This is a genomic window from Rathayibacter sp. AY1C5, from assembly GCF_002931705.1.
Classification (GTDB): Bacteria; Actinomycetota; Actinomycetes; order Actinomycetales; family Microbacteriaceae; genus Rathayibacter.
Genome location: NZ_PSWD01000005.1, coordinates 140,343 through 155,543 on the forward strand (window position 1 = coordinate 140,343; position 15,201 = coordinate 155,543).

Here is a 15,201-nt window from a genome sequence, read left to right on the forward strand (position 1 = left end):
CCCGCGCCGTGCTCGGAGCGGGGCGCGGCGAGGTTCAGCGGCGCAGGATGCGCGCCTCCCACGGGCCGAGCGTCGACCCGGTCGCACCGGCGACGTTGCCGAGGACCGTCTCGGCAGCCGCCCACTCCTCGAGCAGCGGCACCTCGAGCGGCTCACCGGACACGTTCCCGACGACGAGCAGCTCGCCCGGTCCGGTGCGCGTGAAGGCGAAGAGCGCGGGGTGCTCGGGCTCCAGCAGCGCGAAGCGGCCCAGCTGCACCGTCTCGTCGGCGTGCCGCAGCGCGATCAGCGCCCGGTAGTACTCGAAGACCGACCGCTCGGCGGCCCGATCGGCGGCGACGTTCACCTCGGCGGCGTTCGGGTTGACCGCGATCCACGGCTCGCCGGTCGTGAAGCCGGCCTGGAGGCTGTCGTCCCACTGCACCGGCGTGCGGGCGTTGTCGCGGCTCTGCGCGCGCAGCCCGGCGAGCACGGTCGCCGGGTCTTCGCCGCGCTCGCCGACGGCCTCGGCCCAGTAGTTCAGGGACTCGACGTCGCGGAAGTCCTCGATGCCGGCGAACGGGACGTTCGTCATCCCGATCTCGTCGCCCTGGTAGATGTACGGCGTGCCGCGCTGGAGGTGGAGGAGCGTCGCCCAGAGGGTCGCGGACTCGTAGCGGTGCGCGCCGTCGTCCCCGAAGCGCGAGACGAGACGCGGCTGGTCGTGGTTGCCGAGGTACAGGCTGTTCCAGCCGCGCTCGGCCAGGCCGTCCTGCCAGCGCGCGAGGTTGGCCTTCAAGGCGACCAGGTCCAGCGGCACCGGGTGGAACTTGTCGACTCCGTGGTCGATGCCGACGTGCTCGAACTGGAAGACCATGTCGAGCTCACGCCGCTCGGGATCGGTCACGAGCACCGCCTCCTCGAGGGTGACCCCGGGCATCTCGCCGACGGTGAGGAAGGAGCCCTCGCGGTGCGCGAACACGGCCTCGTGCATCTCGCGGAGGTACTCGTGGAGCCGCGGACCCACCCCTCCGACGATGCCCGCGCCGCCCTGCTCGCCGTCGACGGCTCCGACGTCCTTCGAGACGAGGTTGATCACGTCCATCCGGAAGCCGTCCACTCCGCGGTCGAGCCAGCGGTTCATCATCGCGTGCACCGCGTGCCGCACCTCGGGGTTCTCCCAGTTGAGGTCCGGCTGCTGCACCGCGAAGAGGTGGAGGAAGTACTCGTCCGTCGCCGGGTCGAGCGTCCAGGCCGGGCCGGAGAAGTAGGAGCGCCAGCCGTTCGGCTCGGCGACGTCGAGGCCGGCGCCGGCGGCCGCCTCGAGCTCGCGGCCGGGCTCGGCCGAGCGGCGCCCGCGGCGCCACCAGTACCAGTCGCGCTTCGGGTCCTCCTGCGAGGAGCGGGACTCGACGAACCAGGCGTGCTCGTCGCTCGTGTGGTTGACCACGAGGTCCATCACGATGCGGATGCCGCGCTCGTGGGCCTCCGCGAGGAGCAGGTCGAACTCCTCCAGCGTCCCGAACCGCGGGTCGATGTCCTCGTAGTCCGAGATGTCGTAGCCGTTGTCGTGCTGCGGCGACGGGTAGACCGGCGAGAGCCAGATCACGTCGACCCCCAGGTCGGCGAGGTGGTCGAGCTTCGAGCGGATGCCGCCCAGGTCGCCGATGCCGTCGCCGTTCGAGTCCGCGAACGAGCGCGGGTAGATCTGGTAGACGACGGCGCTCGTCCACCAGGGCGCTGACGTCTCCCGCTCGGGGGAGTCGGAGGTCGGGGCGGCGGTCTCGGAGGGGGTCGGGGCGGCGGAGTCCATGGTCGCGAATCTAGCCCGGACGGCCGACACGGAGGGGCCCGCCGCACCGCTCGCCGGCGCGAGTCGACCCCGCCGGCGGCGCCCGTGTAACGATCTGGTGAACCGTGCGCGACCCGGCGGAGTGGCGGCTACGGCGCTCGGATACTCTCTCCCCTGGCGGGACCCGAGCCGCCGCAGGGAGAGTGGTGGCGTGCCCAGGGACAGGACCGGCGCCGTCGTGCGGGCTCCCCGTCACAGTGCCGTCCCGCTCCCGCCCGCGGCCTCCCGCGCAGCCTCCTCGAGCGGCGTCCTCGCCGAGACCGGCCCCGTCGAGCCGACCGCCGTCGCACCCTCGCACCGCCGGCCGATGGGCGACTCCGGCCACGATCTCTTCCCCTTCGTGCTCGACGCGGCGGCGCTCGGCCGCGACGACGGTGCCGCGCTGCTCGAGCGCTACGCGGCGTGGGGCGGCAACGGCGTCGTCGTCACCGACTCGAGCCTCGCGGAGGGCGTCGGCGGCTGGCCCGCCGGACACCGCGACCGGGACCGCTTCCTCCTGATCGGCCGCTTCGCCGCTCCGGTCGGCGCGCCCGCGACGCCGCGTGCGCTCGTGGACCGTGTCGAGGGGGCGCTGCGCCGCCTCCGCACCGATCGCCTCGATGTGCTGGCGGTCCGCCCCGACGGGGCCGGGCGCCTCGACGAGCTCCTCAGCGCTGTCGACGTGCTGCTGGCGCGCGGGCTGGTGCGGTCGGTGGTCGCCTCCGGATTCTCCCCGGAGGAGCTGTTCGAGGCGCGCGTCCTGGCCGCCCACGGGCTGCCCCGCCTCGCCGGCGCGGAGGTCCGCTGGAACCTGCTGGAGCGGCCCGGCTCGGAGGGCGATCTCGGCCTCGTCGCCGCCGGCCAGGGACTCGCCCTGCTCGCGACCGTCCCCCTCGCCCACGGGTTCCTCCGCGGCGCCGAGCGCACCCGCCGCGAGCTCGGCCGCCTGCCCGACGGGGCACTCGCCGCCGCCCACCTCGGGCGCCGCGGACGCCGGGTCCTCGCCGTCCTCGACGCAATCGGTGCCGAGCTCTCGGCCGCTCCCGCCGCCGTCGCCCTGGCCTGGCTGCTCGGCCGGCCGCGGCTGACCGCCGCGACGGTCGCCCCGCGCTCACCCGCCGACGTGGACGCGCTGGTGCGCGCGGTCTCGCTCGAGCTCGACCCCGGACACCTGGCCGCGCTGGAGCGCGCGCGCCGCTGACCGCGCCCGTCCGCGACGCCCCCTGCACCTCTCCCGCCACGGCGCGACAGCCCGGCTCGGGCCGCCGTCGCGGTGGCCTAGGGTGGGCACGATGAATCACGGAGTCGCACTGCCCCTCGACCAGCCGGAGACGTCAGTCCGGGCCGCAGGCGGATCCACGGTCCGCCGCTCCGTCCTCCCGAGCGGTGTCCGCATCCTCAGCGAATCGGTGCCCGGCGCCCGCAGCGCCACGATCGGCTTCTGGGTCGCCGCGGGTTCTCGCGACGAGCGGCCCGGCCGCCCCGCGACCGCGGGCGAGCCCGCCGTGCCCTCCAACGTCGGCTCGACGCACTTCCTCGAGCACCTGCTGTTCAAGGGCACGCAGAAGCGGTCCGCCCTCGACATCGCCGTGTCCTTCGACTCCGTGGGCGGGGAGCACAACGCTCTCACCGCCAAGGAGTACACCTGCTACTACGCCAAGATCCAGGACCGCGACCTCCCGATGGCGGTCGAGGTGATCGCCGACATGGTGACCTCGAGCCTGATCGATCCGGACGAGTTCGAGACCGAGCGCGGGGTCATCCTCGAGGAGCTGGCGATGGCGGACGACGATCCGGCCGACGTGGCGGGCGAGAAGCTGTTCGAGGCCGTGTTCGGCGACCACCCGCTGGGCCGCCCGATCGGGGGCACCGCCGCGACCATCGGCGAGGCCACCCGGGACGCGGTCTGGGCGCACTACCGCGCCGCCTACCGCCCGCGAGACGTGGTGATCACCGTCGCCGGCGCCGTCGACCACGAGGCGCTTGTCGCGCTGCTCCAGCGGGTCCTCGTCGCCGACGGCTGGGACCTCGGCACGGCGGCCCCGCCCGTCGAGCGGCGCGTCGGCGGCCGTGCGTCCTACACCCGCGGCAGCGCCCTGTCGGTGGTGCACCGCCCCACCGAGCAGGCGAACCTGCTGGTCGGCTTCCCCGGTCTCGCCGCGGGCGACGAGCGGCGGATGACGATGGGCGTCCTCAACTCGATCCTCGGCGGCGGCATGTCCTCGCGGCTGTTCCAGGAGGTGCGCGAGAAGCGCGGCCTGGCCTACTCCGTCTACTCCTTCGCCCCGTCCTACTCGGACGCGGGCCTCTTCGGGCTCTACGCCGCGTGCACCCCGGCGAAGGCGGGGACGGTCGCCGAGCTCCTGCTCACCGAGTTCCACCGCCTCGCCGAGGACGGCGTCACCGACGACGAGCTCGCCCGCGCCCGCGGCCAGCTCTCGGGAGCGGCGGCGCTCGCGCTGGAGGACTCCGACACCCGGATGTCGCGCCTCGGACGCGCCGAGCTGACCTTCGGCGAGTTCGTCGACCTCGACGAGAGCCTGCGCCGACTCGCCCTCGTCGGCGCGGAGGACGTCCAGGCACTCGCGGCAGACTTGGCCCGGGGGCCGTCGTCGATCTCGGCCGTCGGCGCGGTCGACGAGTCGGCCTTCGCCGGGATCGCCGGGATCGAGAGCGCCTCCGCGATCTGATCCGATCGTCGAACGCCCGCTGACCGCGCACCGCCGCGCCGCACCAGGGAGGACCCCGTGTCCCACTACATCTACCTCGTCCGCCACGGCGAGCAGCAGGACGCCGAGCACGGCATGCCGGACGGCCCGCTCTCGGCCCGTGGTGAGCGCCAGGCGAGGCTCATCGCCGAGCGGCTCGGCGGAGTCCCCTTCACGGGAGCGTGGCACTCCCCGCTGCGCCGGGCCGAGGAGACGGCCGCACGCTTCCAGACGCTTCTGCCGAGCCTGCCGCTCCAGCCGTCCTCGCTGCTGTTCGACTGCATCCCCTCGGGGCCGACACCGGACATGCCCAAGGCGTTCGAGCCCTTCTTCGGCAGCGTCACCGCGGCCGAGATCGAGGCGGGGCACGCGCAGATGCAGGACGCGGTGGCCGAGTTCCTGGCGCCGTCGCGCGAGGACCGCCACGACCTCCTCATCACCCACAACTTCGTGATCGGCTGGTTCGTCCGCCACGTGTTCGACGCTCCCGACTGGCGGTGGCTGGGCCTCAACCAGGCCAACTGCGGGCTGACGATCATCCGCGTCCGCTCCCGCAAGCCGCCGGTGCTCGTCGTGCACAACGATCTCTCGCACCTGCCCGTGGAGCTGCGCACCGGCCTGCCCGAGGCCCAGCCGTACTGAGCCGCGGGCTACGCTGAGTCGGTGACTACCTCCGTCGCCGTGGTCGGCGCGTCCGGCCGACTCGGCTCGTTCACCTGCTCGCTCATCGAGGCGTCGAGCGAGTTCTCGCTCGTCGCGCGGCTCGGCTCGCGGAGCGATCCCGCCGAGATGCTCGCGGCCGACGTCGTCGTCGACATGACCGTGCCGGCCGTCAGCCAGCAGATCGTCGACTTCGCCGTGGCCAACGGGAGGAAGGTGCTCGTGGGCACCTCCGGCTGGACCGGCGACCGGATCGCGGCCCTCCGGCGCAGCGTCGCCGAGCAGCCCGAGGCCGGCGTCGTGATCATCCCCAACTTCTCGCTGGGCTCGGTGCTCGCGACCGCGCTGGCCACCGTGGCCGCGCGCTTCTTCGACGCCGCCGAGATCGTCGAGACCCACGGCGCCCGCAAGGTCGACTCGCCCTCCGGGACCGCGGTCCGCACGGCCGAGCTGCTGCTGCGCGCCCGGGCCGAGCTCGGTCCGGTGCAGGCTCCGCACACCGACCAGCGGGCCCGCGGCCAGCAGGTCGCGAGCGTCCCGGTCCACAGCCTCCGCCTGCCCGGAGTGGAGGCGCGCCAGGAGGTCGTCTTCGGCGGCACCGGCGAGACGGTCACCATCCGGCACGACACCACCTCGCAGGCGTCCTACGAGCAGGGCGTCCTGCGTGCTCTCGACGCGGTCCGGACGACCTCGGGCGTGGTAGTGGGCCTCGACGCGCTGATCGACCTGCGCGCCGCCTTCGACGCCGCGCCTCTCGCCGAGCGGCCGGTCGACGAGCAGCCCGTCGTCGACCGGCCTCCGTCCGGCCAGGCCGCCGCAGCGACGAGCACCTCGTGAGGACCCGCGTCGGCGTCGTCCTGATGGCGGTCCTGCTCGCCCTCTACCTGTTCGTCTGCCTGCAGTACTCCGTCGTCGCCTTCGCCGCGGCGACGGTGCCCGGCATCGTGATGGGCGTCGGCCTGCTGATCCTCGGCGCCGTCGGCGTCTGGGGGCTCGTGCGCGAGCTGCTGTTCGGGCTCCGCGCCGAGAAGCTGGCCCGTCGGCTGGAGGGCGAGAACGCGCTGCCGCAGGAGGTCCTCGACTCGCGGGCCAGCGGGCGTCCGCTCCGGGAGGAGGCGGACGCGCTGTTCCCGCGGTACGCGGAGGACGTCGACAAGCAGCCCGGGAGCTGGCGCGCCTGGTACCGCCTCGGCCTCGCCTACGACGCCAGCGGCGACCGCAAGCGCGCCCGAGGCGCCATCCGCCGGGCCATCGCGCTGGAGCACGAGGCTCCGGCCTGACCGCTCGGCCGCGACCCGAGCGCGGCTCTCCGGGCGAGGACCGCTCGGGCGGCCGGGATCAGGCGAGCACCCACTCCAGCGCCGCGCCGACCGTGCGGTGGCGGAACTCGAAGCCGTCGTCGAGCAGCCGCTGGGGGACCAGGCGCTGGCTCGAGAGCAGGAGCTCGTGCCCGGCGTCGCGCAGCGCGAGCTCGATGATCTTCTCGGGGACGGCCAGCTTGAACGGGCGGTGCAGCTGCTCGGCGAGGGTGCGCATCACGTCGTTCGCGGTCGCCGGCACCGGTCCGGCGAGGTTCACCGGGCCCGAGAGCGAGGACGTGAGCAGGTGGCGGATCGCCGCGGCCTCGTCGTAGAGGCTGATCCAGGGCCAGGCCTGGTTGCCGCTGCCGAGGGGTCCGCTGAGGCCGAGCTTCGTCAGGGGCAGGAGCGGCTTGAGCGCGCCGCCGTCGCCGAGGACGAGCCCGGTGCGAGCGGTGACCACCCGCGTGGCCTCGGGCGCGAGGTGGGCGGCCTTCTCCCAGCGGTCGACGACGTCGGCGAGGAACCCGTCGCCGCGCGAGGACTGCTCGGTGAGCTCCTCGCCCGGGCGGTCTCCGTAGTAGCCGACCGCGGAGGCGTTGATCAGCGTCGTCGGCGGGGTCGAGGACATCCGCATCGCGTCGGTGAGGGTCTGCGTGGACTGGATCCGCGAGTCGAGGATCTCCCGCTTGTAGGACGCGGTCCACGGCAGGCGGCTGATCGAGGCGCCGGAGAGGTTGATCACGGCGTCGACGCGGTCGAGCACGCTGAAGTCGAGCATGTGCGAGGTGGGCGCCCAGTGGAACTCGTCCGGGCTCGACGGCGCGTGGCGCACCAGGCGCAGGATCTCGTGCCCCTCGGCGCGCAGCTGGCGGGTCAGCTCGGAGCCGATCATCCCGCTGGCGCCCGAGATCAGGACGCGGAGCCGGGGAGCGGACGCGTCCGGCCGGGCCGAGGGCAGCTCGGACGGCGTCGACACGTGCTCGCCCGGCGTGCGCGCGGCGCGTCGCGGCGAGCCGGAGTCCGTGGTCCCGTCGTGGTCGGAGTGCCGTGCGGATGAGTCGCTCATGGTGCCTCCCGGAGCCGGTCGCGGGCCGCCCGCGAAGCGGACCCAGCCTAGAGCCTCACGCCCGGGAGCCGGCCGAGCGCCCGACCAGGCCGGCCCGCGCGAGCACGAGGTAGAGCTCGCAGCCCAGGCAGAGGCCGAACACGGCGTTGAGGAAGGCGGCGAGGAAGGCGACGGCCGCGGCGACCGGAACCGATCCCGGGACGCCGGCGACGTGCAGGAGGACGCCGGCGCCGGTCACCACCAGGCCGATCAGCTGGGCGAAGCGCGGCGGGCGGGCGTCCTCCCACTCGCGCGGCGGTGCCAGGTGCGGCCGGACCACCCGGCGGAACAGCACCGCCCAGGGGCCGGAGCCGACGCCGCGCGCGGCCGACCAGGCGAAGAGGGCGGCGAGCGCGAGCAGCAGGAGGAAGCCGGGCTGGGAGAGCCGGCCGTCGAGGTCGGCCCGGGCCGCGGCCGCGAGCCCGAGGCCCACGGCCGTGAGGAGGAGTGCGGCGGTGACTCCGGCGGCGACCCTCGGGCCGCGGGGATCGACGGTGCCGGACGGGGGAGTGGCGCCGGTGGTGGAGGGGGAGCGGGTGCTCATCATGTCTCCTGGAGTCGGTCGAGCTCGATGGTCAGGGCGGCCCGGGTCGGAGCGCCGCCGACGCGGCTGCGCGGCACTCCGTCTCGATCGAGCAGGAGGAGCGTGGGCGTCTGCCGGACGCGGAAGCGCGCCGCGAGGTCGGGGCGGTGCGTCAGATCGACGTCGAGGTGCGCCAGCCCGGGCCGCTGCTGGGCGAGCTCCCCGAGCATCCGTCGCACTGCAGGGCACCGCGTGCAGACGTCGGTCGAGAACTGCACGACTGTGGCCCGGGTCCCGAGCACTGCGCCGGGGACGAGCTCGCCGGGGTCGATCGCGGGGTCCTGGCGCGAGGGGGCGCTCGCGACGCGCCCGGAGCGGGCCCGATGGACAGCCCCGAGGACGACGCCCAGCACGACGAGGCCGAGCAGTGCGGCGAGGATCGTCACGGGCTCCATCCGGGAAGCGTAGGTCGGCGCGGGCGCTCCGCGGACGACTGTTTCGGGATGTGACGACGGCCGCGGTCGGAGCGTGGTCTAGGTTCGATCCGTGACCGAACAGAGCAGCCTCAGCGCAGACCCGAGCAGTCCCGTCTTCCGCAGTGATGTCGTCGTCGAGCTGGTCCGCGCGAGCGCCCACGACTCCGACGTGCTGTTCGCGGCCCGCGTCTCGACCCAGGGCGAGAAGACGCTCGCCGAGGCGCTCGACGGCGAGGAGTCCGACGCCGAGCTGCAGCGCAAGCGCGACCGCGGACTGATCAACTACCTGATGCGCGACCGCCACGGCTCGCCGTTCGAGCACAACTCGATGACCTTCTACGTGCAGGCGCCGATCTTCGTCTTCCGCGAGTTCATGCGGCACCGCATCGCCTCCTACAACGAGGAGTCGGGCCGCTACCGCGAGCTCCGCCCGGTCTTCTACGTACCCGGTCCCCGCCGCAACCTCGTGCAGGTCGGCAAGCCCGGCGCCTACTCCTTCGAGCCCGGCACCGCGGAGCAGGCCGAGCTCGTCGCCGAGGAGACGCGCCGCGTCAGCACGCAGGCGTACGAGTCGTACCGGCGGATGCTCGGCGAGGGCGTCGCCCGCGAGGTCGCCCGGATCGTCCTCCCGCTGAACATCTACTCGTCGATGTACGTCACGCTCAACGCCCGCTCGCTGATGAACTTCCTCTCCCTGCGCACCAAGCGCGAGGACTCGACGTTCCCCTCCTTCCCGCAGCGCGAGATCGAGATGGCGGCCGAGCAGATGGAGACGCACTTCCAGGAGCTGATGCCCCTCACGGCCGCCGCCTTCGCGGCGAACGGCCGGGTCGCCCCGTAGCCCGCCGACCGGCGAGCACGAGCGGGCCGTCCCGCCCGATCCGCCTGCTGCCGTTCGCGCGGGCGGCTCCGGGAACCTCCTCCCGGCGGCGCGGCGGCGACCCGCTACCCTGGCAGCGTGTCAACTCCGGAGAATCCCTTCGGCCAGGTCCTGGTCGCCCTGGTCACCCCGTTCACCGCCGACGGCGAGGTCGACTGGCCCGGTGTCGAGAAGCACATCGACGACTGCATCGCAGCGGGCGCGGACGGCATCGTGGTCACCGGGACCACGGGCGAGACCAGCACCCTGACCGACCCGGAGAAGATCCGCCTCGTCGAGGTCGGCCGCTCGGTCGCCGGGGGCCGCGCCAAGATCATCACGGGAGGCGGCTCGAACGAGACCGCCCACGCCATGCAGCTCGCCCGTCAGAGCGAGAAGGCCGGCGCCGACGGCAACATGATCGTCACCCCGTACTACAACAAGCCCACGCAGGCGGGCGTGCTCACCCACTTCCGGATGATCGCGGATGCGACGGACCTGCCGGTCATCCTCTACGACATCCCCGGCCGCACCGGCGTGCCGATCCGCTACGAGACGATCCTGCGGGCGGCCAAGCACCCGAACATCCTGGCCGTGAAGGACGCGAAGGGCGATCTCTCCGAGGTCAGCCGCGTGCTCAACCAGACCGACCTGATGTACTTCTGCGGCGACGACGCGAACGTGCTCCCCGAGCTCGCCATCGGCGCCACGGGGCTCATCGGCGTCACCGCGAACATCGCCGCCGCGCCGTACCGCACGATCGTCGACGCCGTGAACGCGGGCGACCTCCACGCGGCCACTCGTGCGCACCAGCAGCTCGAGCCGCTCGTGCGCGCCGTGATGACGCACGTCCCCGGGACCGTCGCCGCGAAGTACATCCTGCACGGCCTCGGCCGCATCTCCTCGCCGCGCGTGCGGCTGCCCCTGGTCGGCCCGGAGGAGTCGGAGGCGGCGCTCATCGAGGACGAGCTCGGCCTGGTCCGCGACATCCCGGGCGTCGACTTCCGCAACTTCCGGCCCGACCGCAACGCCGCGGCCGGCGGCGCCCTCCCGAAGGTCGCCGGCACCACCCGCTGAGCCCGAGCGGCACGTCCCGAGAAAGCACCGCTGGAGAAGGAGGGCGCATGCCCGGTCCCGTGATCATCCCCGCCCCGCTCGCTCCGGGAACGCTCCGGATCATCCCCCTCGGCGGCCTCGGCGAGATCGGCCGCAACATGACCGTCTTCGAGATCGACGGCAGGCTCCTGGTCGTCGACTGCGGCGTGCTCTTCCCGGAGGAGGACCAGCCGGGCGTCGACCTGATCCTCCCGGACTTCACGCCCATCCGGGACCGGCTCGACGACATCGTCGGAGTGGTCCTCACCCACGGCCACGAGGACCACATCGGCGCCGTCCCCTACCTGCTCCGCCTGAAGCGCGACATCCCGCTGATCGGGTCCACCCTCACGCTCGCCCTCGTCGAGGCGAAGCTCAAGGAGCACCGGATCACGCCGTACACGCTCACGGTGAAGGAGGGCGACGTCGAGAACCTCGGGCCCTTCGAGCTCGAGTTCGTCGCCGTGAACCACTCGATCCCGGACGCGCTGGCCGTGTCGATCGTCACCGACGCCGGCTCGGTGCTGCACACCGGCGACTTCAAGATGGACCAGCTGCCGCTCGACGGCCGGATCACCGACCTGCGCGCCTTCGCCCGCCTCGGCGAGGAGGGCGTCGATCTGTTCATGGTCGACTCCACCAACGCCGACGTCCCCGGCTTCACGCCGAGCGAGCGCGACATCGGCCCGGTCATCGAGAGCGTCATGGCCAGGGCGACCCGCCGCGTCATCGTCGCGAGCTTCTCCAGCCACGTGCACCGGGTGCAGCAGGTGCTCGACGCGGCCCACGCCACGGGCCGCCGCGTGGCGCTGCTCGGCCGCTCCATGGTCCGCAACATGCGCATCGCCGCGGATCTCGGCTACCTGCACGTCCCTCCGGGAGTCCTGGTCGACATGAAGAAGTCGGGCGACGTCCCCGAGGACAGGATCGTCTACATGTCCACCGGGTCGCAGGGCGAGCCGATGGCCGTCCTCAGCCGGATGGCCAACCTCGATCACCAGATCGAGCCGGGGGAGGGCGACACCGTGATCCTCGCCTCCAGTCTCATCCCCGGCAACGAGAACGCGGTGTACCGGGTCATCAACGGGCTCACCCGGCTCGGAGCGACCGTCGTGCACAAGGGCAACGCGAAGGTGCACGTGTCCGGGCACGCCGCGGCCGGCGAGCTCCTCTACTGCTACAACATCCTCAAGCCGCTGAACGTGATGCCGGTGCACGGCGAGTACCGGCACCTGGTCGCGAACGCGCAGCTCGCGCGCGAGACCGGGATCGCGGAGGAGAACACGATCATCGCCGAGGACGGCACCGTGATCGACCTGCTCGACGGCAGGGCGACCGTCGTCGGACGGCTCGACCTGGGGTTCGTCTACGTCGACGGATCGTCGGTGGGCGAGATCACCGACGCCGACCTCAAGGACCGGCGGATCCTCGGCGAGGAGGGCTTCATCTCGATCATCGTGGTGGTCGAGGCGGGCACGGGGCGGATCGTCGTCGGCCCCGAGATCCACGCGAAGGGCTTCGCGGAGGACGACAGCGTCTTCGACGAGGTCAAGCCGCGGATCGCGGCCGCGCTCGAGGAGGCGGTGCGGAACGGGGCGAGCGATCAGCACGCGCTCTCGCAGGCCGTCCGTCGCGTCGTCGGCCGCTGGGTCAACACCTCCTACCGCCGCCGGCCCATGATCGTGCCGCTCGTCATCGAGGCCTGAGCCTCCCGGCCGGCGGCGGATCGGCGCCTGCCGTCGCGGCGCGGGTCACCGGCCCTGACGGGGGCGGCGGGTACGGTGGCCTCATGGCGACCAGTACCAAGACGACCTCGCGCGGGCGCGGCAGCGCGACTCCGCGCTCCGGCGCGCCGCGATCCGGCCGGGGCTCGGGCAAGGCGGCCGCTGAAACGAAGACGGTGGCCTTCGAGTCCGCCCCGCGCACCAACCCCGCCGTGCGGCTCTGGATGGCGCTGGCCCACCTCGCGGGCGGCGCCGCCCGCGCCCTCGGTCCCGAGCGGCTGGCGAAGGAGGAGCGCCGCGACGGCGTCCCCTTCCTGCTGCTGCTGCTGGCCGTCGCGGGCGCGGTGGTCGAGTGGTTCCTCGCGACCGACCCGGTCGCCCTGGTGCTCGACGCGTGGAGCTTCGGCGGCTTCTTCGGCCGTGTCGCCTACGTGCTGCCGGTCGTCCTTCTCCTCTTCTCCCTCTGGCTCTTCCGGCACCCCCGGTCCGTCGACGACAACGGGCGGATCGGCGTGGGCGTCATCACGCTGCTCGTCGCCTCCGCCGGCATCTGCCACGCGCACCTCGGCCTGCCGCAGCCCGGCCAGGGAATCGAGACCATGGCGGCCGCGGGAGGCGTCCTCGGCTGGCTGGTGGGCGCCCCGCTCGCGGCGATCGCCACCGTCCCCGGCGCGACCGTGCTGCTGTCGCTCGTGATCCTGCTGTCGCTGTTCATCATCACCAAGACCCCGCCGAACCGCATCGGCGCGCGCTCGCGGGAGCTCTACGGCTACCTCTTCGGCGCCCCCGTGCTCGACGACGAGGAGCGCGCCCGCCTCAAGGCCGAGCGGGCCGCCGCCAAGGCCGCGGCGAAGGCGGAGGCCGAGCAGGAGGAGGACGCGCAGCAGGACGGCGGAGAGCTGCCCTGGTGGCGGCGCACCGAGTCCGGGCGCGAGGACGAGCCGACCGTGCAGACCGAGCTCCCGATCGACTCCTTCACCGAGGTGCTCGAGGGCGCCGCGCCCGCCCGCGGCCGCGCGAAGGGCTTCGACACCGCGCTCGAGGAGCGCGACGACGAGGCCCACCCGCCGACCCGCTCCTACGCCACCGAGGTGCTGGCCGAGGCCGAGACCGCCGAGGCGGCGCTCGCCCGCTTCGAGCAGACGGGCGCTCCCCGCGGCGCGACCGGCGTGGTCGACGACGACGCGACCGAGGTCATCCGGCTCGACCGCCTCGACGTGGCGCCCGCCGTCCCGGTCCCGCCCGTCATCGAGACCGGCCCGATCGCGCCCCTCGCCGAGGAGGACCCGACCGCCGGGTTCGACTCCTCGTTCGAGGACGACGCGCCGTACCGCCTCCCCTCGGCGGCCGCCCTCTCGACGGGCACGCCCTCCAAGGCGCGCTCGGCGGCCAACGACGAGATGGTCCGCGCCATCACCGAGGTGCTGCAGCAGTTCAACGTGGACGCGACGGTCACCGGCTTCTCCCGCGGCCCGACCGTCACCCGCTACGAGATCGAGCTCGGCCCCGGCGTCAAGGTCGAGCGCGTCACCGCGCTCAGCAAGAACCTGTCCTACGCCGTCGCCAGCAACGAGGTCCGGATCCTCTCCCCGATCCCGGGCAAGAGCGCGATCGGCGTCGAGATCCCCAACACGGACCGCGAGATCGTCTCCCTGGGCGACGTCCTCCGCTCGCCGGCCTCGACGACGTCCACGCACCCGATGACCATCGGCGTCGGCAAGGACGTCGAGGGCGGCTACGTCGTGGCGAACCTCGCCAAGATGCCGCACCTCCTGGTCGCCGGCTCCACCGGCTCCGGCAAGTCCAGCTTCGTCAACTCGATGATCACGAGCCTGCTGATGCGCGCGCGCCCGCAGGACGTGCGGATGGTCCTGATCGACCCCAAGCGCGTGGAGCTCACCATCTACGGCGGAGTGCCGCACCTGATCACTCCGATCATCACGAACCCCAAGAAGGCCGCCGAGGCGCTGCAGTGGGTCGTGAAGGAGATGGACATGCGCTACGACGACCTGGCGTCGTTCGGGTTCCGTCACATCGACGACTTCAACGCGGCCGTCCGCGCGGACGAGATCAAGCTCCCGGCGGGCAGCAGCCGCGTCCTCAAGCCGTACCCGTACCTCCTCGTGGTGGTCGACGAGCTCGCCGACCTGATGATGGTCGCCCCGCGCGACGTCGAGGACTCGATCGTGCGGATCACCCAGCTCGCGCGCGCCTCGGGCATCCACCTCGTGCTGGCCACGCAGCGGCCGAGCGTCGACGTGGTGACCGGCCTCATCAAGGCGAACGTGCCCAGCCGCCTCGCCTTCGCGGTGACCAGCGTGACCGACTCGCGGGTCATCCTCGACCAGCCGGGAGCCGACAAGCTCATCGGGCAGGGCGACGGCCTCTTCCTCCCCATGGGCACCAACAAGCCGATGCGCGTGCAGGGCGCCTGGGTCCGCGAGGACGAGATCGCGAAGGTCGTCGAGCACGTCACCCGTCAGGCGCAGCCCGAGTACCGCCAGGACATCACCGTGCAGGCGCAGCGCAAGGAGATCGACTCCGACATCGGGGACGACCTCGAGCTGCTGGTCGCGGCGGCCGAGCTCGTCGTCAGCACGCAGTTCGGCTCGACCTCGATGCTGCAGCGCAAGCTCCGCGTCGGCTTCGCCAAGGCCGGCCGACTGATGGACCTGCTCGAGTCGCGCGAGGTCGTCGGCCCCTCCGAGGGGTCGAAGGCCCGCGACGTGCTGGTCACCGCCGAGCAGCTGCCGGGCGTCCTCGCGCGCATGCGCGGCGAGGACCCGGGCGAGGGGCCGGCCGCGCCGTCCTCGGTCGCCCCGGACCCGTACGCGGATCCGCTGGCCGAGCCGACGGGGCCCGCCGCCACCGACTACCACGACGACGACGAGGGGTCCGGCGAGGACGCCTGGACGCTGACGGGACGCGAGTGACCGTCCC

The 15,201-nt window shown here is 73.2% G+C and carries 13 protein-coding genes; 9 read left to right on the forward strand and 4 right to left on the reverse strand.

The window, feature by feature from the left end; translation table 11 throughout:
• Window positions 1-34 precede the first annotated feature (34 nt).
• Complete coding sequence (locus tag C5C57_RS06540) at window positions 35-1,792, reverse strand: alpha-glucosidase (protein WP_104255563.1); 1,758 nt, start codon at window positions 1,790-1,792, stop codon at window positions 35-37.
• Window positions 1,793-1,982: 190 nt separating this feature from the next.
• On the opposite strand from C5C57_RS06540, the gene C5C57_RS06545 reads away from it, so the two are divergent.
• From C5C57_RS06545 to C5C57_RS06565, 5 genes are all read left to right on the forward strand, one after another.
• Complete coding sequence (locus C5C57_RS06545; RefSeq protein ID WP_146076624.1) at window positions 1,983-3,011, forward strand: aldo/keto reductase; 1,029 nt, start codon at window positions 1,983-1,985, stop codon at window positions 3,009-3,011.
• 91 nt (window positions 3,012-3,102) lie between these two features.
• A complete protein-coding gene (locus C5C57_RS06550) occupies window positions 3,103-4,500 on the forward strand; it encodes a pitrilysin family protein (protein ID WP_104224504.1) in 1,398 nt (465 codons plus the stop codon).
• Window positions 4,501-4,557: 57 nt separating this feature from the next.
• Window positions 4,558-5,160, forward strand: coding sequence for a histidine phosphatase family protein (locus C5C57_RS06555; RefSeq protein WP_104224462.1), 603 nt, complete (start codon window positions 4,558-4,560; stop codon window positions 5,158-5,160).
• Window positions 5,161-5,181: 21 nt separating this feature from the next.
• A complete protein-coding gene (gene dapB / locus C5C57_RS06560) occupies window positions 5,182-6,015 on the forward strand; it encodes a 4-hydroxy-tetrahydrodipicolinate reductase (protein WP_104247918.1) in 834 nt (277 codons plus the stop codon).
• Window positions 6,012-6,458 carry a tetratricopeptide repeat protein gene (locus C5C57_RS06565; RefSeq protein WP_104247917.1) on the forward strand — a complete coding sequence of 149 codons (447 nt, stop codon included), beginning with the start codon at window positions 6,012-6,014 and terminating at the stop codon, window positions 6,456-6,458. Before dapB ends, C5C57_RS06565 begins: the two co-directional genes overlap by 4 nt.
• 58 nt (window positions 6,459-6,516) lie before the next feature.
• Here C5C57_RS06565 and C5C57_RS06570 read toward each other — a convergent pair whose 3' ends face one another.
• Genes C5C57_RS06570 through C5C57_RS06580 form a run of 3 tightly spaced genes read right to left on the reverse strand, consistent with a single transcriptional unit; the run spans window position 6,517 to window position 8,562 of the window.
• Window positions 6,517-7,545 carry a TIGR01777 family oxidoreductase gene (locus C5C57_RS06570; RefSeq protein ID WP_104238626.1) on the reverse strand — a complete coding sequence of 343 codons (1,029 nt, stop codon included), beginning with the start codon at window positions 7,543-7,545 and terminating at the stop codon, window positions 6,517-6,519.
• Between the two features lie 55 nt (window positions 7,546-7,600).
• Window positions 7,601-8,128 carry a DUF4395 domain-containing protein gene (locus C5C57_RS06575; RefSeq protein WP_104233265.1) on the reverse strand — a complete coding sequence of 176 codons (528 nt, stop codon included), beginning with the start codon at window positions 8,126-8,128 and terminating at the stop codon, window positions 7,601-7,603.
• Complete coding sequence (locus tag C5C57_RS06580) at window positions 8,128-8,562, reverse strand: thioredoxin family protein (protein WP_104233266.1); 435 nt, start codon at window positions 8,560-8,562, stop codon at window positions 8,128-8,130. Before C5C57_RS06580 ends, C5C57_RS06575 begins: the two co-directional genes overlap by 1 nt.
• A gap of 91 nt (window positions 8,563-8,653) precedes the next feature.
• Here C5C57_RS06580 and thyX point away from each other — a divergent pair, with 91 nt between their 5' ends.
• The 4 genes from thyX (at window position 8,654) to C5C57_RS06600 (ending at window position 15,194) form a co-directional block, all read left to right on the forward strand.
• Window positions 8,654-9,424, forward strand: a complete 771-nt coding sequence (gene thyX / locus C5C57_RS06585) for an FAD-dependent thymidylate synthase (RefSeq protein ID WP_104247916.1) — start codon at window positions 8,654-8,656, stop codon at window positions 9,422-9,424.
• 117 nt (window positions 9,425-9,541) lie between these two features.
• Window positions 9,542-10,519: a 4-hydroxy-tetrahydrodipicolinate synthase gene (dapA, locus tag C5C57_RS06590; RefSeq protein WP_104224469.1), complete on the forward strand. Its 978-nt coding sequence runs from the start codon at window positions 9,542-9,544 to the stop codon at window positions 10,517-10,519.
• Between the two features lie 47 nt (window positions 10,520-10,566).
• Window positions 10,567-12,243 carry a ribonuclease J gene (locus C5C57_RS06595; protein WP_104224470.1) on the forward strand — a complete coding sequence of 559 codons (1,677 nt, stop codon included), beginning with the start codon at window positions 10,567-10,569 and terminating at the stop codon, window positions 12,241-12,243.
• Between the two features lie 83 nt (window positions 12,244-12,326).
• Window positions 12,327-15,194, forward strand: coding sequence for a DNA translocase FtsK (locus C5C57_RS06600; protein ID WP_104247915.1), 2,868 nt, complete (start codon window positions 12,327-12,329; stop codon window positions 15,192-15,194).
• Window positions 15,195-15,201: the final 7 nt, after the last annotated feature.

Excerpts from the sequence above, each read along its gene's own strand:
- C5C57_RS06575 (WP_104233265.1), bottom strand. The coding sequence starts at position 8,128 with ATGAGCACCCGCTCCCCCTCCACCACCGGCGCCACTCCCCCGTCCGGC.
- C5C57_RS06600 (WP_104247915.1), top strand. The coding sequence starts at position 12,327 with ATGGCGACCAGTACCAAGACGACCTCGCGCGGGCGCGGCAGCGCGACT.
- C5C57_RS06595 (WP_104224470.1), top strand. The coding sequence starts at position 10,567 with ATGCCCGGTCCCGTGATCATCCCCGCCCCGCTCGCTCCGGGAACGCTC.
- C5C57_RS06540 (WP_104255563.1), bottom strand. The coding sequence starts at position 1,792 with ATGGACTCCGCCGCCCCGACCCCCTCCGAGACCGCCGCCCCGACCTCC.
- C5C57_RS06580 (WP_104233266.1), bottom strand. The coding sequence starts at position 8,562 with ATGGAGCCCGTGACGATCCTCGCCGCACTGCTCGGCCTCGTCGTGCTG.
- C5C57_RS06550 (WP_104224504.1), top strand. The coding sequence starts at position 3,103 with ATGAATCACGGAGTCGCACTGCCCCTCGACCAGCCGGAGACGTCAGTC.
- C5C57_RS06570 (WP_104238626.1), bottom strand. The coding sequence starts at position 7,545 with ATGAGCGACTCATCCGCACGGCACTCCGACCACGACGGGACCACGGAC.